A 20,305-nucleotide genomic window follows, 5' to 3' on the forward strand; every position below is an offset into this window, starting at 1 on the left:
ACGCCCGGTTACATTCCGAACCCGGAAGCTAAGCCTTACAGCGCCGATGGTACTGCAGGGGGGACCCTGTGGGAGAGTAGGACACCGCCGAACAATTTTTAGACGGAAAGGCCCACGCCATATGGTGTGGGCCTTTCTGCATTTCATGCTCGGTTTCCTCAAGGGGGGCGCTTCGCGCCCCCCTTTTTTTCGTTTACAGGCGGCCTGCCGCCTTCAATGCGAGATAGGCATCGGCCAGCGCCGGCGCCAGATCGTCCGGTGTCGCGTCGACGACAGTCACCCCATGGCGGCGGAGTTGTTCCGCGGTGCGATGGCGCTCCGTCTGCGCCTGGGCGGCTGCTGCGGCCTCGTAGACCGCATCTGTGCTTCCCCGGGCCGTGGCCATGCGGGCGATATGGGGATCCGCCACTGAGGCCAGAAGGACCGTGTGACGTTGGGTGAGCTGAGGAAGGACGGGCAGCAGGCCCTCCTCGATAGGTGCGGCGTCGAGGCTGGTGAGCAGCACGATCAGGGAGCGGCGAGGAGCCGTACGCAGGGCTGTGGCTGTGAGGCCCCGAGCGTTCGTCTCGACAAGTTCGGGTTCTAGGGGGGCCATCGCGTCGACCAGGGAGGGAAGGAGGTCCTTGGCCGTTCGGCCTTGGACCAGGGCGCGTACTCGGCGGTCGTATGCGAGGAGGTCCACGCGATCTCCGGCGCGGGAGGCGAGGGCGGCCAGGAGCAGTGCCGCGTCCATGGAGGCGTCAAGGCGGGGTGCGTCACCCACGCGGCCTGCCGATGTGCGGCCGGTGTCGAGGACCACGAGAATGTGGCGGTCACGTTCGGGGCGCCAGGTGCGTACGGCGACGGACGTCTGACGGGCGGTGGCTCGCCAGTCGATGGAACGGGTGTCGTCGCCGGGGACGTACTCGCGCAGGCTGTCGAATTCCGTGCCTTCGCCGCGGGTGAGGACGCTGGTGCGGCCGTCGAGTTCGCGCAGGCGGGCGAGCTTCGAGGGGAGGTGCTTGCGGCTGGTGAACGGGGGCAGCACGCGGACCGTCCAGGGGGCCTTGTGGGTGCCCTGGCGGGAGAAGAGCCGGAGGGGTCCGTAGGAGCGGATCGTCACTCGGTCTGCCTGGCGATCGCCGCGACGGGTGGGGCGTAGGCGAGTGGTGAGGCGTCGGCGTTCGCCGGGGGGGACGGTCAGCTGGTGGCGGGAGGCTGCCACCTCCGTGCCGGGCTGCCAGCTGCTGGGGGGCCAGGCGTCGCGCACGTGGGCACGGAGGGGGCGGCCGGACGGGTTGGTGACGGTGAGGGTGACGTCGGCGGCCTCACCCAGGCGGGCGGAAGTATCACCGGAGCGGGCCAGGCCGAGTCGTCGTACGGGTGCCGCCAAGGCGAAGTCGCAGGCGCAGGCCACTGCCAGGGGGGCGTTGACGGCGAGGATGCCCGTCCAACTGGGTTCCCAGATGCCGACCGGGAGAGAACCCAGGGCTGCCAGGAGTGCGGCGCGTCCGGTGAGGGCCATCAGCGGGGGACCGGGACGTGGGCGAGGATCGCGTTGATGACGGAGTCGGCCGTCACGCCCTCCATCTCGGCCTCCGGGCGCAGTTGTACGCGGTGGCGGAGGGTGGGGAGGGCCAGGGCCTTCACGTCGTCGGGGATCACGTAGTCGCGGCCGGTCAGCCACGCCCATGCGCGCGATGTGGCCAGAAGGGCCGTGGCGCCGCGCGGGGACACGCCCAGGGTGAGGGAAGGGGACTCGCGTGTGGCGCGGCAGATGTCGACGACGTAGGCGGTGATCTCGGGGGAGATCGTGGTCTTGGCGACCGCGGCGCGTGCGGCTTCGAGGTCGGCGGGACCTGCGACGGGGCGTACGCCGGCGGCGTGCAGGTCGCGGGGGTTGAAGCCCTCGGCGTGGCGGGTGAGGACGTCGATCTCCTCCTGGCGGGAGGGGAGCGGGATCGTCAGTTTCAGGAGGAAACGGTCCAGCTGGGCTTCGGGGAGGGGGTAGGTGCCCTCGTATTCGACCGGGTTCTGCGTCGCGGCGACCAGGAACGGGTCGGGGAGGAGGCGCGGGGTGCCGTCGACGGTCACCTGGCGTTCCTCCATGGCCTCCAGGAGGGACGACTGGGTCTTGGGCGGGGTGCGGTTGATCTCGTCCGCGAGGAGCAGGTTGGTGAAGACCGGGCCGGGCTGGAAGGAGAACTCGGCGGAGCGGGTGTCGTAGACCAGGGAGCCCGTCACATCGCTCGGCATGAGGTCGGGCGTGAACTGGACGCGCTTGGTGTCGAGTTCGAGTGCGGAAGCGAGGGCGCGGACGAGCAACGTTTTGGCGACCCCAGGGACTCCTTCTAGTAGTACATGTCCGCGGCAGAGGAGGGCGACGACGAGACCGGTCACGGCGGGGTCCTGGCCGACCACGGCTTTGGCGATCTCGGCGCGTAGGGCTTCCAGGGAGGCCCTGGCGGGGCCCGAGTCCCCGGTGGTCCCGGCGTTGTCAGTGGTCGGGTCCATCATGAACGGCGTACCTCTCTTTCGAGGGCGTCGAGTTGGTCGGCTACGGAGATGAGGGCTGCGTCGTCGCCGGGCGGCGGGCCGAAGAGGAGGGAATGCAGGGACTGTCCGTCTCCGTCTCTGTGGAGATGGGCGGACAGGGCGGGAAGCAGCGCTTCGGGCGCGTGCGCCTGGGTGACGGGGACGCCTACGAGGGGGGCGAGACGGGTGCGGGTGGTGGAGCGAAGAGCGGTGGCCGCGCTGTCGCGGGCGTTGGCTTTGCGGTAGAGGCGGGCGCGGCCTTCGACGGTTTCGGAGGCGCGGATCGCCACGGGGAGTTTCTCGGGCACGAGCGGGCCCAGCCGGCGTGCCCTCCACAGGGCGGCGAGTGCCGCCGCGAAGAAGAGTTGCAGTGTGCCCCACAGCCAGCCCGAGGGGAGCAGGTCGAGGAAGCCCTTCTCCTCGTCCGGGTCGGTGGCGGAGGGGTCGGAGAGCGAGGGGAGGTACCAGACCAGATGGGGGCGGGAGCCGAGGAGTTGGAGGGCGAGCGAGGCGTTGCCCTGCTCGTCGAGGGTGTCGTTGTAGAGGATGTCGGGGGCGCCGAGCACGACGGTGTCGCCGTCCCCGGAGGCCGCCGGGACGCGCACCAGGGTGGGCAGCCGGTCGCTGGGGTAGCACTCGTCGTAGCCGGGCTGTGTGACGGTGTAGCGGATGCCGCCGGTGTCGGCGGAGCCCGCGCGCCGGGCCGCCGGCAGGGCGCAGTCGGGGGAGAGCGTCGAGTCGAGGCTGGTGGCGGGGTCCGCGACGATGCCGGGGGCCAGCCGTTCCACGGACCCGCTGCCTGGGGCGACGAGGAGGGTGCGGCCGTCGGAGTCGGCGGTCGCGGAGTGCAGTTGGCTCTGCTGGCGGTGCGTCAGGAGGTCGGGTACGGCGATCAGGAGCGTGGTGTCGGCACCGGCCGCGGAGCGTGCTTCGTCGAGGGTGGTGACCACTCGGGTGTCGACGCCTCGGTCGGCGAGGAGTTCGGCGACGGCGCGGCTGCCGTAGGGGTCGGCGGAGCGCGGGTCGAGGCTGCCGTGGCGTTCGGTGGAGCGGATCGCTGCGATCGCCACGGCCGCGACGAGGAGAAGCACGAGGGCGAGCACGACGCCTCGCGCGCGGGTCCACACCTGGCGGGCGGTGGGGGAGACCGAGGTGGACGGGAGCGTGGCCTCGGTGGTCATTCGGCGGCTCCCTGGCGGGCGTTGTGGGCCGCGCTGTGGCTGCTCGCGCTGGCCGCGAGCACCGGCTTGGTGCGTTCGAGGTCGCGGTCGAGTTCGGCGATGCGGTGGTACGACCGCTCGCTCGCGGCCCGGCCGCCGTACGTGACGTCGTCGAAGTCCCGGGCCGCGGAGCGCAGCCGGTCGGTGTGGGAGGGCAGGGCGCGGCCCGCTTCCGCGGCGGCCTCGTCCGCGGTGCGACCGGGGCGGATGTCGAGGAGGGTGCGTTCCTCCAGGGAGCGGACGATGGCACGCATGCGTTCCTGGACGGCTTGGTTCCAGTGGCCCTGCGCGGCGTGTGCCTCGGCGGCCGCGCGATGGTCGGCGGCGCTGCGTGGGCGGTCGTCGAACAGGGCGGCGGAGGAGGCCGGCCCGCGGCGCGGAGTGCCCAGGCGCCACCACAGCGCGCCGACGACCAGGAGGACGGCGGCGATGACGACGACGAGGCCGAGTGGTCCCCCTGGTGTCGCGGACGAGGCGGCGTTGAACAGCTTGTCGGCCCAGTCCCAGAACGCGTTGAGGGCGCGCTGGAACCAGCTGGGGTCGTTCTCGTGGTACATGCGCTTGGACAGCTCGCGGCGGGCCGCCTCTCGCGCGGGGTCGCGCGGGATTGTCAGTGGCGGTTCGTCGGCGGACCGCGCCAGTGACAGCACGGATGTGTCGCCGGCGCGCAGCATGGTGAGCACTCCCCCCGGCAGGTTCACCGCATCAGCTCCCGGATGTGGGGCCGGTGCCGTAGCCCTGGACGCCGGCTGCCCGGGCCAGTTCGAGGTCGAGGCCCTCGCGGCGGATGCGCTGGTCGATGTAGAGGAGCACGGTGACGCCCGCCGTGATCGGGAAGGTGATCATGGAGCCGATCACCGAGCCGATGCCGCTGATGATGAGGAACGTCCAGCCGAGGTCGCCGGTGCCGTTGACGAAGCCGCCGACACCCTCGCCACTGAGCGCTGCGGCGAGGAAGGTGAAGGGAATGACGATGATCGCCGCGACGATGTTCGCGATGATCCCGGCCAGCAGTTGAATGCCGAGGACCCGCCACCAGGAACCGCGGACCAGCTTCGTGGAGCGGCTCATCGACTTCACGATGCTCTGCTTCTCCAGCATCAGCGCGGGCGAGGCCAGGGAGAAGCGGATCATCAGCCACAGCGCGACGACGCCGGCGCCGAGGAGGCCCAGGATGACGAGGGCGATGCCGCCGCCGTTCGAGCCCGCGGCAGCCACGAGGATGCCGGGCAGCGCCCCGACGGCAAGCACACCGAAGGTGATGAGCAGCAGCAGGAAGATCAGGCCGAACAGCCTGGGTACCTGCGGGCGGGCGTCGCGCCAGGCCTCTCCGGTGGTGACCGGCCTGCCGAGCACGGCCCGGCTGGTGACCGTTGTCAGCAGCGCGGTCGCGGCGACCGTGCCGATCAGGGAGATCAGGAAGACGACGGTGCTGCCGAGCATGGTCTCACCCAGGGCGCGGGTCAGCTCGTCGGCGCTGGCGCTGGGGTCGTTCAGGGCCTCGGTCCCTGCGCTGTCGTTCAGGACGAAGCCCTGGAGCAGGATGACGAGGACCTCGGTCACGACCGCGACGGTCAGCGAGATGCCGAGGACCGTGCGCCAGTAGGTGCGCATGGTGGAGACCGCGCCGTCGAGGATCTCGCCCACGCCGAGCGGGCGCAGGGGGATCACGCCGGGCTTGGCCGCGGGCGGGGGGCCGCCCCAGCCGCCGCCCCAGCCCGGCGGAGGGCCGTAGCCTCCGGGTGGGCCGGCGGGGGGCTGGGATCCCCAGCCCGGGCCGGGCGGCGGGGGCGGAGGTGTCTGGCCGGGAGCGGCGGGGCCTGTGGGGGCGGACCACTGACCGGGGGGCGGCTGTTCCTGGGACCACTTCGAGTCGGCGTCCTGCGGGTTGTTCTGCGGCTCTTGCGCGGGGTTCGCAGTTTCGGGCCGGTCGGCGGGCTCGGCGGGATCGGACGTGCCGGGCTTGTGCCCGTCGGGCGGGGCGGATCCGGGCGAGGCCCAGCCCGGAGTGTCGTTCATCGTCGCTCCTTCACGGTGCCCGTCCGCGGGTCGCGGCGGCAGGTTGGCAGCCATCGTGCCATGGGGTGGTCTGCGAAGGACCAGCCGCGGTATGGGCTGCACAGCTTCAATACTCCGCCGCACAAGGGGCAGACTGACGGCATGGCTGATCAGTACGCGCAATCCGGTGAGGACAGCAAGCCCACCGAGCTTCCGGCGATCCGCTGGGAGGAGCCACCCGAAGGCCCTGTCCTGGTGCTTCTCGACCAGACGAGGCTGCCGGCCGAGGAGGTCGAACTGGTCTGTACGGACGCGTCCGCTCTGGTGGAGGCGATCCGTTCGCTCGCCGTGCGCGGGGCGCCGTTGCTCGGCATCGCGGGGGCGTACGGGGTCGCGCTCGCCGCCGCGCGCGGGTTCGACGTGGACGAGGCGGCGGCCGTGTTGGCGGGCGCGCGTCCGACCGCGGTGAATCTCGCCGTCGGGGTGCGCAGAGCCGAGGCCGCCCACCGGGCCGAGCTCGCCAAGAGCGGTGACCAGGAGTTGGCGGCCGGGGCTGCGCTGGCGGCGGCGCGCAGGCTGCACCGGGAGGACGCGGCGGCCAGTGCCGCGATGGCCGAGCGTGGGCTGGCGCTGCTGGACGAACTGCTGCCGGGCGGCGGACACCGGATCCTGACGCACTGCAACACCGGTTCGCTGGTGTCGGGCGGTGAGGGGACGGCGTTCGCGGTGGCGCTCGCGGCTCACCGGGCGGGGCGGCTGCGGCGGCTGTGGGTGGACGAGACGCGTCCGCTGCTCCAGGGTGCCCGGCTGACGGCGTACGAGGCGGCGCGCAGCGGGATGGCGTACACCTTGCTGACCGACAACGCGGCGGGCTCGCTGTTCGCGGCCGGGGAGGTGGACGCGGTGCTGATCGGGGCCGACCGGATCGCGGCCGACGGGTCGGTGGCGAACAAGGTGGGGAGCTATCCGCTCGCGGTGCTCGCGCGGTACCACCATGTGCCCTTCATCGTGGTGGCGCCGGTGACCACGGTCGATCCGGACACCCCGGACGGGGCGTCGATCGAGGTGGAGCAGCGGCCCGGGCACGAGGTGACCGAGATCGCGGCGCCCCAGGTGCCGGTGGCGGGAGCCGAGGCGGGCGGTGGGATTCCGGTGGCGCCGCTGGGGACCCAGGCGTACAACCCGGCCTTCGATGTGACGCCGCCCGAGCTGGTGACGGCGATCGTCACGGAGGAGGGCGTGGTGTCGCCGGTGACGGCCGAGGCTCTTGCCGAGCTGTGTGCGAGGTCCCGGGAGGTGACGACCAGCTGATCCGGATGCGGTGGCCACGTATTCCGCCTGAATCCACGGCGGAGCTCCTCAGCGGCGGTCGAGGCAGACACTGACGGTCCAGTACGACTAAGGTCACTGGTCGGTGAGCTGTCTCACCACTGCCTTCACCACTGTTATGAGAATGGGATGATGTCTTTATGAAGGGACGAGTCCTTGTCGTCGACGACGACACCGCACTTGCCGAGATGCTGGGCATCGTGCTGCGTGGTGAAGGTTTTGAGCCGTCTTTCGTAGCCGACGGTGACAAGGCGCTGGCCGCATTCCGTGAGGCCAAGCCGGATCTGGTGCTGCTGGATCTGATGCTGCCCGGGCGGGACGGCATCGAGGTGTGCCGCCTGATCAGGGCGGAGTCCGGGGTACCGATCGTGATGCTCACGGCGAAGAGCGACACCGTCGATGTGGTCGTGGGCCTGGAGTCCGGTGCCGACGACTACATCGTGAAGCCGTTCAAGCCGAAGGAGCTTGTGGCCCGGATCCGGGCGCGGCTTCGGAGGTCGGAGGAGCCGACTCCCGAGCAGCTCGCCATCGGTGACCTGGTCATCGACGTGGCCGGGCACTCCGTGAAGCGGGACGGGCAGTCGATCGCGTTGACGCCGCTCGAGTTCGACCTGTTGGTCGCGCTCGCGCGCAAGCCGTGGCAGGTGTTCACACGTGAGGTGCTCCTCGAGCAGGTATGGGGCTACCGGCACGCCGCCGACACCCGGCTCGTCAATGTGCATGTGCAGCGGCTGCGCTCCAAGGTCGAGAAGGACCCGGAGCGGCCGGAGATCGTGGTGACCGTCCGTGGTGTGGGTTACAAGGCAGGGCCCAGCTGACATGTCCGGAGACAGTGCTGCTTCGTCGCCCGGACGGACCGGGGCGGCTGCGGGGCGGCCTGTCGGGCGGAAGTCGGCGGGTTCCCGCTGGGGACGTTTCGTCGAGATCGGGTTGCTTCAGGGTGGAGTCCAGGGCAGTCCGGTCCTCAGGCTCTTCATGCGCTGGGTGCGCCGGCCGCTGCTGCCCGTCATGCGGCTGTGGCGGCGCAACATCCAGCTCAAGGTCGTCGCCACGACCCTGCTGATGTCGCTCGGTGTGGTGCTGCTGCTGGGTTTCGTCGTCATCGGGCAGGTGCGCAACGGGCTCCTGGACGCCAAGGTCAAGGCGTCGCAGAGCCAGGCCACCGGTGGGTTCGCGGTGGCCAAACAGAAGGCGGACGAGGCCGGTGCCGGTACCGACGAGGCGGCCCCGGCGGATGGTCAGTCCGACCAGTTCGTCATCGAGTGGATGAGCAACCTCGTCTACTCGCTCTCCAGTGGCGGTCAGGGCGCCTTCGACGTCGTGACCCTGCCTGTGGGCGGCGACAGCGGGAGCGGGCGGGGGCCGCGTGCCTCGGGCGACGTCGACCCGACGGCCAGCGTCCCTGAGGCTCTGCGCGAGAAGATCGACGAGAGCACGACGGCCGCCCAGAGCTACACCCGCATCGTCTATGACCCCTACCAGGACCCCCAGCCGGCCCTGGTCATCGGCAAGCAGGTCAACGACCCCAACGGCGACCCGTACCAGCTGTACTACCTCTTTCCGCTCACTCAGGAGGAGAAGTCGCTCAGCCTGGTCAAGGGCACCCTGGCGACCGCCGGGCTCTTCGTCGTCGTACTCCTCGGCGCGATCGCCTGGCTGGTGGTGCGGCAGGTCGTCACGCCGGTGCGGATGGCTGCCGGGATCGCGGAGCGGCTGTCCGCCGGGCGGCTCCAGGAGCGGATGAAGGTCACCGGTGAGGACGACATCGCGCGGCTCGGTGAGGCCTTCAACAAGATGGCGCAGAACCTTCAGCTGAAGATCCAGCAGCTGGAGGACCTGTCGCGGATGCAGCGGCGGTTCGTGTCGGACGTGTCGCACGAGCTGCGGACGCCGCTGACGACCGTGCGGATGGCCGCTGACGTCATCCATGACGCTCGCGAGGACTTCGATCCGATGACCGCGCGGTCGGCCGAGTTGCTCGCCGACCAGCTGGACCGGTTCGAGACGCTGCTCGCGGACCTGCTGGAGATCAGCCGCTTCGATGCGGGCGCGGCGGCGCTGGAGGCGGAGCCGATAGACCTCAGGGAGGTCGTGAGGCGAGTGGTCGGCGGGGCCGCGCCGCTCGCCGAGCGCAAGGGCACCACCGTCCGCGTCGTGGGCGACCAGCAGCCCGTCGTCGCCGAGGCCGACGCCCGGCGCGTGGAGCGGGTGCTGCGCAATCTCGTCGTCAACGCCGTCGAGCACGGTGAGGGCAAGGACGTCGTCGTCAAGCTGGCTTCGGCGGGCGGCGCGGTCGCGATCGCGGTGCGTGACTACGGCGTCGGGCTCAAGCCCGGCGAGGCCACGCGCGTGTTCAGCCGTTTCTGGCGGGCCGACCCGGCACGCGCGCGTACCACCGGCGGGACGGGACTGGGGCTGTCCATCGCCCTGGAGGACGCGCGGCTGCACGGCGGCTGGCTGCAGGCGTGGGGCGAGCCGGGCGGCGGTTCACAGTTCCGGCTGACGTTGCCGAGGACGGCCGACGAGCCGCTGCGGGGCTCGCCGATACCGCTGGAGCCCAAGGACTCGCGTCGCAACCGTGGACTCAATGACGCCGGTCTGCCGCGTGGGGGCGGCGACAAGACGGCCACCGTGCCGGTTCAGCCGACGGGTGACCAGGTGACCTCGCGGGATCCGATAGCGCCCAGGTCGGCCTCTGTGACACCCACGGCCGACCCGACGGCGCTCCCCGGCAACGGCGCGCGCGTGGTGCCCCGGCCGACGTCCGGTGCGGCACGACCGGACAGCACTTCCGCCGGGGACAGACCCGGCGGTGAGACCGTGAGCCGCCGGGACGTCGCGGGGCCGCAGGAGTCGTACGAACAGCAGGGAGAGGCATTCCGTGGACGCTGACCGCGAGGGGGGCGGCCGGCGCACGCCGGGGCGGGCCATGGCGTACGCCGCCTGTGGCGTCGTACTGCTGGCGGGATGTGCCTCCATGCCGGACAGCGGGGATCTGCGCGGGGTCGACGCCACCCCGCAGAAGGACACCCAGGTGCGGGTCTACGCGATGCCGCCCCAGGAGGACGCCGAGCCCCTGGACATCGTGCAGGGCTTTCTGGAGGCGCTGACCAGCGACGATCCGGACTACGAGACCGCCCGCAAGTACCTGACCCGGAGTGCCGCGAAGCAGTGGCAGCCGGGGCTGTCCACCACGGTGCTCGACGACGGGCCCGGAGCCGACGTCGTGCCTCCCGTGGGCCGGGAGCAGGGCGACGACACGGCGTTCACCCTGACCGGCACCAAGGTGGCCGTGGTGGACGCGCAGCAGTCGTACGCGCCCGCCTCCGGCGAGTACCGGGAGACCGTGCACCTCGTGCACGACAAGAAGAGCAAGCAGTGGCGGATCGACAGCCCTCCGCCGGGTGTCGTCATGGGGAAGTCGGACTTCCAGCGCAACTACGTGTCCGTCAACAAGTACTACTTCGCCTCGAACACGAGGGCGGCGACGGCTCCGCAGACCGTGGCGGTCGCCGATCCCGTGTATGTGCGCGAACGCGTGGACCCCATGACGCAGTTGGTGCGATCCCTGCTCAGCGGGCCGACGAGCTGGCTCGACCCCGTCGTCAGGACGCGCTTTCCGACCGGTGCCGCGCTGAAGGACGGTGCCTCCTCGCTGGCTCCGGACGACCAGAACACATTGACGGTGCCGCTCAATGACAAGGCCAGGCACGTCGGTCTGGACCAGTGCGAAGCGATGGGGACCCAGCTGCTGTTCACCCTGCAGAACCTCAGCCCCGCCGTGGACGATGTCGAACTGCAGGCGGACGGCAAGCAGTTGTGTTCCGTGAAGGAGAACGCGGCCAACGGCGCCGCCACGCGCGGTTCGGTCGAGGATCCCGCGTTCCTTTACTTCGTGGACGGCCGGCACCGGCTGGTACGGGTTTCGGCCGAAGCGGATGCCGGCGGTACGAAGGCCGAGCCGGTACCGGTGCCCGGAGCGCTGGGCGACGGGGACAAGGACCTGCGGTCGGTGGCCGTCTCGCGTGACGAGCACACGGCAGCCGGTGTCGGTATCGACGGCAAGGCGCTGTACGTGGGGTCGCTGGTGTCGGGCGGGTCACTCGGGGAGCCGGTGGTGGTCAGCAACGGCAAGACGGCCGGGGACCGGCTGACTACGCCGAGTTGGGACACCGAGGGCGATCTGTGGGTGGCCGACCAGAACCCCGCTGATCCGCGGCTGCTGCTGTTCAAGGAGGGCGCGGGCAAGCCGCTGGAGGTGGCGACTCCCGGGCTGGACGGGCGTATCAAGGACCTTCGAGTGGCCGCCGACGGGGTGCGGATCGCCCTCGTCGTGGAGAAGGGCGGCAAGCAGTCCCTGTTCGTCGGGCGGATCGAGCGGGAGGGCAGGACCGGGGATCCGCAGAGCGTGTCGGTGCGGGAACTGCGCTCCACGACGCCTGATCTGGAGGAGGTCACGACCATGTCCTGGGCCGGCGACAGCAGGCTCGTGGTGGTCGGACGTGAGCAGGGTGGTGTGCAGCAGACGCGGTACGTCCAGGTCGACGGCTCCACTCCGGAGGGGCCGCCGCCGGCCGCGCTCACGGGGGTGAAGGAGATCGCCGCGTCCGAGGACGACGAGATGCCGTTGGTGGCCTACTCGGAGGACGGGATCGTACGGCTGCCTGCGGGGGCGCAGTGGCAGAAGGTGGACGCGGACGGGACGGCGCCGGTCTATCCGGGGTGAGGTGACGGGACCGCGCTGTCGGGAGCGGCCGCTTTTGCCGGGGTGAGGCCCTGGTGGAGGTGGCCGCTTTTGTTTTGGGGCGGGTGGGGATTCGCGGCTGATCGGTCGAACTGGATTCGCTGGGGGGAACGGGCCGGATTCGTGCACGGATTCGTTGTACGGGGAACTGATTCGCGGGCTGTGTTCGGCCGACCGACTGGCTGTAACGGAGGCCGGAGATTTTGGTGGGAACTGTTGTTCGTGTCGAGGGCGGCTTTTTCCGCGGGGAGTTATCCACAGGGGTGGCCGGTCGGCTTCGGCGTTGGCACAGTGGTGGGCATGCGGGGGTGGTGGCGGGACCTGACCGAACTGGTGCTGCCGGCCGAGTGCGGGGGCTGTGGGCGGCCTCGCACGGTGCTCTGTCCGGAGTGCCGTGCCGCCCTGGACGGGGCCGTACCGAGCCGGGTGCGGCCGATGCCGGAGCCGCCCGGACTGCCGGTCGTGCACGCGGCGGCTCGGTATGCGGATTCGGTTCGGGCGGTGTTGCTGGCCCACAAGGAGCGGGGGGCGCTGGGCCTCGTTGGGCCGCTCGGTACGGCTCTGGCGGGGGCGGTGTGGGCGGCGGTGCGAGAGGTGGGTGAGCCGGGCGGTGAGGGGTCCGCGTCGGGGCGGTCTCGCGGATCCTGCGGGGGGAGCCATGGGGCTTTGGTCGGGCCCGGTCGAGAGGTGGGGAGTGCGTCTTTCGGTCGGGTGACGGTGGGCTTTGACGGGGGCAGGGGTGGCGCTGCGGGTGCGTCCGTGGCTCGAGCCGACGGGTGCGGTGGCCTGCGGGTGGGGGTGGGGGCGGGTGTCGGGGGCCGGTGGTGGTGGGAGGGCCCCGGTGTGCCGGTGCTGCTCGTTCCCGTGCCGTCCGCGCGGCGGGCGGTTCGGGCCAGGGGGCATGATCCGGCGCGGCGGATCGCGCTCGCGGCGGCGGGGGAGCTGCGGCGGGCGGGGATGCCGGCGCGGGTGGTGGCCGTACTGCGGCAGCGGCGGCGGGTGGCCGACCAGTCGGGGCTCAACTCCCGGCAGCGGCTGGACAATCTCGCGGGCGCGCTGGCCGTGGTTCCCGGCGGCGGACGTCTGCTGACCGAAGGGCTGGTCGTGCTGGTCGACGACCTGATGACGACAGGCGCGTCCCTCACCGAGGCGGCGCGGGCTGTTCGGGAGGCGCGGGCTCGGGAGAACACCGGGAACCCTGGTGAACAGATGAGGGTCGGACACCGTGATCAACGGCAACAGAAGGCGGAAGGGTGCAGAGGGTGTCGGCCGCAGGAGACGGGTACACGGCAATGTCCTCGGCAGCAGGGGACAGCGGAACAGCGCGTCCAAGGGGGAACGGGCGAATGGCATGGGCAACGGCGGCAAGACGCGGGCGGGCGCCGCGGTGGACGCGTGGTGGCCGGATGCGGCGGTGAAGGGACGGACGTCGTGTACACCGCTGCAACTCGGGAAAGCATGGGGGAACGGTTGGTCACAGTGACGGAGGAGGACACGGACCGGGAGCGCTGCTCGGTGACAGCGGCGGGCGTCGGTGGCGTCCGCGACGTGATCTGCGCGGCTGTGGTCGCGGCCTCACCGGATTCCTTCGAAATAAACCGGAACTGACTGCGTAGTTGCATCGTTGCAGGTTACGAGAGGATCAATTCACCTGAACGGAGGTACGCCGCAGTAGAGGGTGACGACATCCGTCCAGGCGAGATATGTTCGGTTGTGAGAGAAAGGCGCAGGCCAAGCCTCGCAAATCCGAATGCCGTGCCCGCGGGATTTCCACCATCATGCGCGACGGTGGAATGGGGATCTTGCTCGCGGGGGAGGAGGTGGAAGTCACCGAGTCCGAGGTTCCGGAGCTCACCGGAGCCTGGTGCAAAAGGGAGACGCTCCGCATCGAGGCGGAGCGATCCGGGAACGGAGTTCTGCGTGGACATCGTCGTCAAGGGCCGCAAGACCGAGGTGCCCGAGCGGTTCCGCAAGCACGTGGCCGAGAAGCTGAAGCTGGAGAAGATCCAGAAGCTCGATGGCAAGGTGATCAGCCTCGACGTCGAGGTGTCCAAGGAGCCGAACCCCCGACAGGCCGACCGTTGTGACCGAGTGGAGATCACGCTCCGCTCCCGCGGTCCGGTGATCCGGGCGGAAGCGGCAGCCAGCGACCCGTACGCGGCACTCGACCTGGCGGCGGAGAAGCTGGACGCCCGGCTGCGCAAGGAGCACGACAAGCGCCACACACGCAGGGGCGCACGGCGACTCACGGCTGCCGAGGTCGCCGACCACGTTCCGGGCGCGGCGACGCTCAACGGCAACGGGCAGGCCGTTCACGAGGAAGAGTCGGACGGTGTGCCCACCAAGAAGATCGGCTCGCTGGAGATCAAGGGTGAAGGCCCCCTGGTGGTCCGCGAGAAGACCCACGTCGCCTCACCGATGACCCTCGACCAGGCTCTCTACGAGATGGAGCTGGTCGGGCACGACTTCTATCTGTTCGTCGACTCCGAGACCAAGGAACCGAGTGTCGTCTACCGGCGGCACGCCTACGACTACGGGGTCATCCACCTGAGCACGGACCCGATGGTCGCCCGGGCGCACTCTCCCGCGGCCGGAGACACGACGGGTGGCTGACCCTCCCGGATGACAGCTGAGCCGGTGCCCCTGGAGCGCTTGTGCGCCCCCAGGGGCACCCGCGTGCGACCCTTTCGCGTACCGCTCTGTCATCTCACTGTCGTCCGGGCATGAAATCATGGCCACACCGGCCCAACCGGTGGGTCGTTGCCTTGGGTTGGCGATGGCACAGGACAAGCCACAGCCTTCAGGGGGAGGAACGATGGCGGACAGCTTCGGACCGCTGCACGGCGAGGACGCCGGCGACGGTGTCGTCAGCACGGGCACGGACGCGGGCTCTCCACGCAAGGAGCCGATCCGGGTTCTCGTCGTGGACGACCATGCACTCTTCCGGCGCGGACTGGAGATCGTGCTCGCGGCCGAGGAGGACATCCAGGTCGTGGGGGAGGCGGGCGACGGCGCGGAGGCCGTCGACAAGGCCGCCGACCTGCTGCCGGACATCGTTCTGATGGACGTGCGGATGCCCAAGCGGGGCGGGATCGAGGCGTGCACCTCCATCAAGGAAGTGGCACCCAGCGCCAAGATCATCATGTTGACGATCAGCGACGAGGAAGCCGACCTCTACGACGCGATCAAGGCCGGCGCGACCGGCTATCTCCTCAAGGAGATCTCCACCGACGAGGTGGCGACCGCCATTCGCGCGGTGGCCGACGGACAGTCGCAGATCAGCCCTTCCATGGCGTCGAAGCTGCTCACCGAGTTCAAGTCGATGATCCAGCGGACGGACGAGCGACGCCTCGTGCCCGCCCCGCGGCTGACCGACCGTGAGCTGGAAGTCCTCAAGCTCGTTGCCACCGGGATGAACAACCGCGATATCGCGAAGGAGTTGTTCATCTCCGAGAACACCGTGAAGAACCATGTGCGCAACATCCTGGAGAAGCTGCAGCTGCACTCCAGGATGGAAGCGGTGGTCTACGCGATGCGGGAGAAGATCCTCGAGATCCGCTGATGCGGCTCCTGGTCAGCGCAGGGCCGTCGTCAGCGCTCCGGTGACCTCCTTGGCGAGGGGCTCGCGCAGGTCCGGCGCGTCCACCCGCTCGACCCGAATGTCCGTGCAGTCCACCCAGCTCGCCGCCTCGACCAGGGCCTGAGCCACGGCCGGGACCGCCTTCGGACCGTCCAGAGTGACCTGCCTGGCCACCAGCGTGCTCCCCTCCCGGGCCGGGTCCACGCGGCCCACGAGACGCCCACCGGCCAGCACTGGCATCGCGAAATAGCCGTAGACCCGCTTGGGCTTGGGGACGTAGGCCTCCAGCCGGTGGGTGAAGCCGAAGATCCGCTCAGTGCGCGCGCGTTCCCAGATCAGGGAGTCGAACGGGGACAGCAGGGTGGTGCGGTGGCGGCCGCGCGGGGGTGTCTCCAGGGCCGCGGGGTCGGCCCAGGCGGGCTTGCCCCAGCCCTCGACCGTGACCGGGACCAGGCCGGAGTCGGCGATCACCGCGTCGACCTGTTCGCCCTTGAGGCGGTGGTAGTCGGCGATGTCCGCGCGGGTGCCGACCCCCAGGGACTGGCCGGCGAGTCGGACCAGGCGGCGCAGGCACTCGGCGTCGTCCAGCTCGTCGTGGAGCAGGTCGGCGGGGACGGCGCGCTCGGCGAGGTCGTACACACGCTTCCAGCCACGGCGCTCCACGCAGACCACCTCGCCGTACATCAGGGCGCGCTCGACGGCGACCTTGGTCCCCGACCAGTCCCACCACTCGCTGGTCTTCTTCGCACCGCCCAACTCCGTGGCGGTGAGGGGGCCTTCGGTGCGGAGCTGCTTGATGACCTGGTCGTAGGTGCCGTCCGGGAGCTGGTGGTTCCAGTGCGGGCGGCTGCGGTAGGCGCGGCGGCGGAAGGCGAAGTGGGGCCATTCCTCGATGGGGAGGATGCACGCCGCGTGCGACCAGTACTCAAAAGCATGCGTGTCGGTCCAGTAGGCGCTCTCCACCTTCTTGCGGCCCACCGCACCGAGACGGGCGTACGGGATCAGCTCGTGGGAGCGGGCGAGGACCGAGATGGTGTCGAGTTGGACCGCCCCGAGGTGACGGAGGACGCCGCGGACTCCGGCCCGGCGGTCGGGGGTGCCGAGGAAGCCCTGGGCGCGCAGCACGATGCGGCGGGCCTCGTCGGCCGAGAGGTCGGTGGTGGGAGGCGGGGTCGTCATGGGTCCGAACGATAGGGCCCGGCACTGACAGTGCGAGGTGACCTGCGGATCTACTCAGAGGCGGGAAGGTACTGCGCCGTCGACGGCAGGCCCAGGTCCGAGGGCAGCAACGCGCCCACCCAGCAGTCCCGGCGTACGCCCTGGTGGACGAGCGAGGAACGCAGGACGCCCTCGATGGTGAAGCCGGCGCGCTCCGCCACCGCGCGCGAGGCGTGGTTGCCGACCTCCGCCCGCCATTCGACGCGGTCGATCGACCACTCGCCGAAGGCCCAGCGGGCGGCGGCCTCGACGGCCTCCGTGACGTAGCCGTTGCCGCGCTGTTCCTTGGTGCTCCAGTAACCGATCTCGGCCGTGCCCGCGGAGCGTTTGGTGAGGCCGAGCATGCCCACCAGCTCCTCTCCTTGGGGAAGGAAGAGGCCCCAGGTGGCCATCGTGTCGTTCGCCCAGCCCTCTGGGACCAGCTGCTCCGTGAAACCCTGGGCGTGCTCGGGCAGGTACGGCGAGGGGATCGTGGTCCAGCGCAGGATGTCGGGGTCCTGCACGGCCGCGAGGACGGTCTCGGTGTCCCGCGGGGTGGGTGTGCGCAGCAGGAGACGGGCCGTGGTCAGGATGACGGGTTCCATCAGCCGATTCTGCTCAGGTGTTCGGTGAAGACGCCACTGGTTTCGCTGTGAGTGAGCACGCGATCACAATTCGCGCAATTCGTGGGCGGGGGGCGGCACCATCGGAGTTCCCCGCCCGTTGTTCCCTTTGAAACAGATTTGAAGGAGCTGACAGTCGGCCTCCCCGGCAGGCCTCCCGACGCGGCGGGGTCCTCGCATACGATGGCCGTTGCTCAGTAAGTCAAATGGAAACCGACCGTCCCAGGCCCGACCGGCAAGGAGACCAACCCCCGTGTCCGTCCTCTCGAAGATCATGCGTGCAGGCGAAGGCAAGATCCTGCGCAAGCTGCACCGCATCGCGGACCAGGTCAACTCCATCGAAGAGGACTTCATCGACCTCTCCGACGCCGAGCTGCGGGCCCTCACCGAGGAGTACAAGCAGCGGTACGCCGACGGTGAGAGCCTGGACGACCTGCTCCCCGAGGCGTTCGCCACCGTGCGCGAGGCCGCCAAGCGCGCGCTGGGCCAGCGCCACTACGACGTGCAGATCATGGGCGGCGCCGCCCTCCACCTCGGCTATGTGGCCGAGATGAAGACCGGTGAGGGCAAGACCCTCGTCGGTACGCTGCCGGCGTATCTGAACGCGCTGTCCGGCAAGGGCGTGCACCTGATCACGGTCAACGACTATCTGGCCGAGCGCGACTCCGAGATGATGGGCCGCGTCCACAAGTTCCTCGGCCTGAGCGTCGGCTGCATCCTCGCCAACATGACGCCGGCCCAGCGCCGCGAGCAGTACGCGTGCGACATCACGTACGGCACGAACAACGAGTTCGGCTTCGACTACCTGCGCGACAACATGGCGTGGTCCCAGGACGAACTCGTCCAGCGCGGCCACAACTTCGCCATCGTCGACGAGGTCGACTCCATCCTCGTCGACGAGGCCCGTACGCCGCTGATCATCTCCGGTCCGGCCGACCAGGCCACCAAGTGGTACGGCGACTTCGCCAAGCTGGTCACCCGCCTGAAGAAGGGCGAGGCCGGAAACCCGCTCAAGGGCATCGAGGAGACCGGCGACTACGAGGTCGACGAGAAGAAGCGCACGGTCGCCATCCACGAGTCCGGTGTCAGCAAGGTCGAGGACTGGCTGGGCATCGACAACCTCTACGAGTCGGTCAACACCCCTCTGGTGGGCTACCTGAACAACGCCATCAAGGCGAAGGAGCTCTTCAAGAAGGACAAGGACTACGTCGTCATGGACGGCGAAGTCATGATCGTCGACGAGCACACCGGCCGTATCCTCGCCGGCCGCCGTTACAACGAGGGGATGCACCAGGCGATCGAGGCGAAGGAAGGGGTGGACATCAAGGACGAGAACCAGACCCTTGCCACGATCACCCTCCAGAACTTCTTCCGCCTCTACAAGCGCCACGACCACAACGGCAAGGAACAGCCGGGCCTCTGCGGCATGACCGGTACGGCGATGACCGAGGCCGCCGAGTTCCACCAGATCTACAAGCTCGGCGTCGTCCCGATCCCGACCAACCGGCCGATGGTCCGCAAGGACCAGTCGGACCTGATCTACCGCACCGAGGTCGCGAAGTTCGAGGCGGTCGTCGACGACATCGTCGAGAAGCACGAGAAGGGCCAGCCGATCCTCGTCGGTACGACGTCGGTCGAGAAGTCCGAGTACCTCTCCCAGCAGCTCAGCAAGCGCGGCGTCCAGCACGAAGTGCTGAACGCCAAGCAGCACGACCGTGAGGCGACGATCGTCGCCCAGGCCGGCCGCAAGGGCGCCGTCACCGTCGCCACCAACATGGCCGGCCGTGGTACCGACATCAAGCTCGGCGGCAACCCCGAGGACCTCGCGGAGGCGGAGCTGCGCCAGCGTGGCCTCGACCCCGAGGAGCACATCGAGGAGTGGGCCGCGGCCCTGCCCGCCGCCCTGGAGAAGGCCGAGCAGGCCGTCAAGGCGGAGTTCGAGGAGGTCAAGGAGCTCGGCGGGCTCTACGTCCTCGGTACCGAGCGGCACGAGTCGCGCCGTATCGACAACCAGTTGCGCGGTCGTTCCGGCCGACAGGGCGACCCCGGCGAGTCCCGCTTCTACCTCTCCCTGGGCGACGACCTGATGCGGCTGTTCAAGGCCCAGATGGTCGAGCGCGTGATGTCGATGGCGAACGTCCCGGACGACGTCCCGATCGAGAACAAGATGGTCACGCGCGCGATCGCGTCCGCGCAGTCGCAGGTAGAGCAGCAGAACTTCGAGACCCGTAAGAACGTCCTGAAGTACGACGAGGTCCTCAACCGCCAGCGCGAGGTCATCTACGGCGAGCGGCGCCGCGTCCTGGAGGGCGAGGACCTGCAGGAGCAGGTCGTGCACTTCATGGACGACACGATCGACGCGTACATCGCGGCGGAGACCGCCGAGGGCTTCGCGGAGGACTGGGACCTCGACCGGCTGTGGGGCGCGTTCAAGCAGCTTTACCCGGTGAAGATCACCGTCGAGGAGCTGGAGGAGGCGGCGGGCGACCGCGCGGGCCTGACCGCCGAGTACATCTCCGAGTCGATCAAGGACGACATCCACGAGCAGTACGAGGCGCGTGAGGCGCAGCTCGGCTCCGAGATCATGCGTGAGCTGGAGCGCCGGGTCGTGCTGTCGGTCCTGGACCGCAAGTGGCGCGAGCACCTCTACGAGATGGACTACCTCCAGGAGGGCATCGGCCTGCGCGCGATGGCGCAGAAGGACCCGCTGGTCGAGTACCAGCGCGAGGGCTTCGACATGTTCACCGCCATGATGGAGGGCATCAAGGAGGAGTCCGTCGGCTACCTGTTCAACCTGGAGGTCCAGGTCGAGCAGCAGGTCGAGGAGGTCCCGGTGGAGGACGAGAAGCCGTCCCTCGCCAAGCAGGACGCGGTTCCGGCGCAGGCCGGCTCGCGTCCCGAGATCCGCGCGAAGGGGCTCGACGCCCCGCAGCGCAGGGACCTGCACTTCTCCGCGCCGACCGTGGACGGCGAGGGCGGTGTCATCGAGGGCGAGTTCTCCGACGACGACGAGCCCGTGCGCTCCGAGGCGGACGGCCTCACGCGCGCGGAGCGGCGCAAGCAGTCCCGTGGTCGGGGGCGGCGCAAGAAGTAGTGGCTA

Annotated in this window: 15 protein-coding genes and 1 rRNA gene; 9 read left to right on the forward strand and 7 right to left on the reverse strand. The window is 69.9% G+C overall.

The window, feature by feature from the left end; all coding sequences use genetic code 11:
• Positions 1-93 (forward strand): 5S ribosomal RNA (gene rrf / locus ACIBJB_RS44325); the annotation flags it as partial.
• Between the two features lie 100 nt (positions 94-193).
• Here the strand turns inward: rrf and ACIBJB_RS44330 are convergent.
• From ACIBJB_RS44330 to ACIBJB_RS44350, 5 genes are read right to left on the reverse strand one after another with little or no spacing between them, the layout of a single operon-like run.
• Positions 194-1,504, reverse strand: a complete 1,311-nt coding sequence (locus tag ACIBJB_RS44330) for a DUF58 domain-containing protein (RefSeq protein ID WP_398939847.1) — start codon at positions 1,502-1,504, stop codon at positions 194-196.
• On the reverse strand, positions 1,504-2,493 hold the full coding sequence (locus ACIBJB_RS44335) for an AAA family ATPase (protein ID WP_398939848.1): 990 nt from the start codon (positions 2,491-2,493) through the stop codon (positions 1,504-1,506). The genes ACIBJB_RS44330 and ACIBJB_RS44335 overlap by 1 nt, the downstream gene beginning before the upstream one ends.
• Positions 2,493-3,695 carry a DUF4350 domain-containing protein gene (locus ACIBJB_RS44340; protein WP_398939849.1) on the reverse strand — a complete coding sequence of 401 codons (1,203 nt, stop codon included), beginning with the start codon at positions 3,693-3,695 and terminating at the stop codon, positions 2,493-2,495. The genes ACIBJB_RS44335 and ACIBJB_RS44340 overlap by 1 nt, the downstream gene beginning before the upstream one ends.
• Positions 3,692-4,408 (reverse strand): DUF4129 domain-containing protein, encoded by a 717-nt coding sequence (locus ACIBJB_RS44345; protein ID WP_398939916.1) that lies wholly within the window; start codon positions 4,406-4,408, stop codon positions 3,692-3,694. The genes ACIBJB_RS44340 and ACIBJB_RS44345 overlap by 4 nt, the downstream gene beginning before the upstream one ends.
• Before the next feature lie 31 nt (positions 4,409-4,439).
• Positions 4,440-5,753: a glycerophosphoryl diester phosphodiesterase membrane domain-containing protein gene (locus ACIBJB_RS44350; RefSeq protein WP_398939850.1), complete on the reverse strand. Its 1,314-nt coding sequence runs from the start codon at positions 5,751-5,753 to the stop codon at positions 4,440-4,442.
• Positions 5,754-5,894: 141 nt separating this feature from the next.
• Between ACIBJB_RS44350 and mtnA the strand changes: the two genes are divergently transcribed.
• The 7 genes from mtnA (at position 5,895) to ACIBJB_RS44385 (ending at position 15,367) form a co-directional block, all read left to right on the forward strand.
• Complete coding sequence (gene mtnA / locus ACIBJB_RS44355; RefSeq protein WP_398939851.1) at positions 5,895-7,043, forward strand: S-methyl-5-thioribose-1-phosphate isomerase; 1,149 nt, start codon at positions 5,895-5,897, stop codon at positions 7,041-7,043.
• Between the two features lie 158 nt (positions 7,044-7,201).
• Complete coding sequence (gene mtrA / locus ACIBJB_RS44360; protein ID WP_093772505.1) at positions 7,202-7,879, forward strand: two-component system response regulator MtrA; 678 nt, start codon at positions 7,202-7,204, stop codon at positions 7,877-7,879.
• Between the two features lies 1 nt (position 7,880).
• Positions 7,881-9,953, forward strand: coding sequence for an MtrAB system histidine kinase MtrB (mtrB, locus tag ACIBJB_RS44365; protein WP_398939852.1), 2,073 nt, complete (start codon positions 7,881-7,883; stop codon positions 9,951-9,953).
• Positions 9,943-11,787 carry an LpqB family beta-propeller domain-containing protein gene (locus tag ACIBJB_RS44370; protein ID WP_398939853.1) on the forward strand — a complete coding sequence of 615 codons (1,845 nt, stop codon included), beginning with the start codon at positions 9,943-9,945 and terminating at the stop codon, positions 11,785-11,787. Before mtrB ends, ACIBJB_RS44370 begins: the two co-directional genes overlap by 11 nt.
• 861 nt (positions 11,788-12,648) lie before the next feature.
• On the forward strand, positions 12,649-13,413 hold the full coding sequence (locus ACIBJB_RS44375) for a ComF family protein (protein ID WP_398939854.1): 765 nt from the start codon (positions 12,649-12,651) through the stop codon (positions 13,411-13,413).
• 312 nt (positions 13,414-13,725) lie between these two features.
• Positions 13,726-14,418, forward strand: a complete 693-nt coding sequence (gene hpf, locus ACIBJB_RS44380; RefSeq protein WP_069766607.1) for a ribosome hibernation-promoting factor, HPF/YfiA family — start codon at positions 13,726-13,728, stop codon at positions 14,416-14,418.
• A gap of 202 nt (positions 14,419-14,620) precedes the next feature.
• A complete protein-coding gene (locus tag ACIBJB_RS44385) occupies positions 14,621-15,367 on the forward strand; it encodes a response regulator (RefSeq protein ID WP_398939855.1) in 747 nt (248 codons plus the stop codon).
• A 12-nt stretch (positions 15,368-15,379) separates the two neighbouring features.
• On the opposite strand, the gene ACIBJB_RS44390 is transcribed toward ACIBJB_RS44385, so the two are convergent.
• The gene (locus ACIBJB_RS44390; RefSeq protein WP_398939856.1) at positions 15,380-16,564 is read right to left on the reverse strand and encodes a winged helix-turn-helix domain-containing protein; all 1,185 of its coding nucleotides are present in this window, start codon (positions 16,562-16,564) and stop codon (positions 15,380-15,382) included.
• Between the two features lie 50 nt (positions 16,565-16,614).
• Complete coding sequence (locus ACIBJB_RS44395; RefSeq protein ID WP_398939857.1) at positions 16,615-17,187, reverse strand: GNAT family N-acetyltransferase; 573 nt, start codon at positions 17,185-17,187, stop codon at positions 16,615-16,617.
• Between the two features lie 271 nt (positions 17,188-17,458).
• On the opposite strand from ACIBJB_RS44395, the gene secA reads away from it, so the two are divergent.
• Positions 17,459-20,299: a preprotein translocase subunit SecA gene (gene secA / locus ACIBJB_RS44400; protein ID WP_398939858.1), complete on the forward strand. Its 2,841-nt coding sequence runs from the start codon at positions 17,459-17,461 to the stop codon at positions 20,297-20,299.
• The last annotated feature ends 6 nt before the right edge of the window (positions 20,300-20,305 follow it).

It is taken from the genome of Streptomyces sp. NPDC050759 (genome assembly GCF_044456945.1).
Lineage (GTDB): Bacteria > Actinomycetota > Actinomycetes > Streptomycetales > Streptomycetaceae > Streptomyces.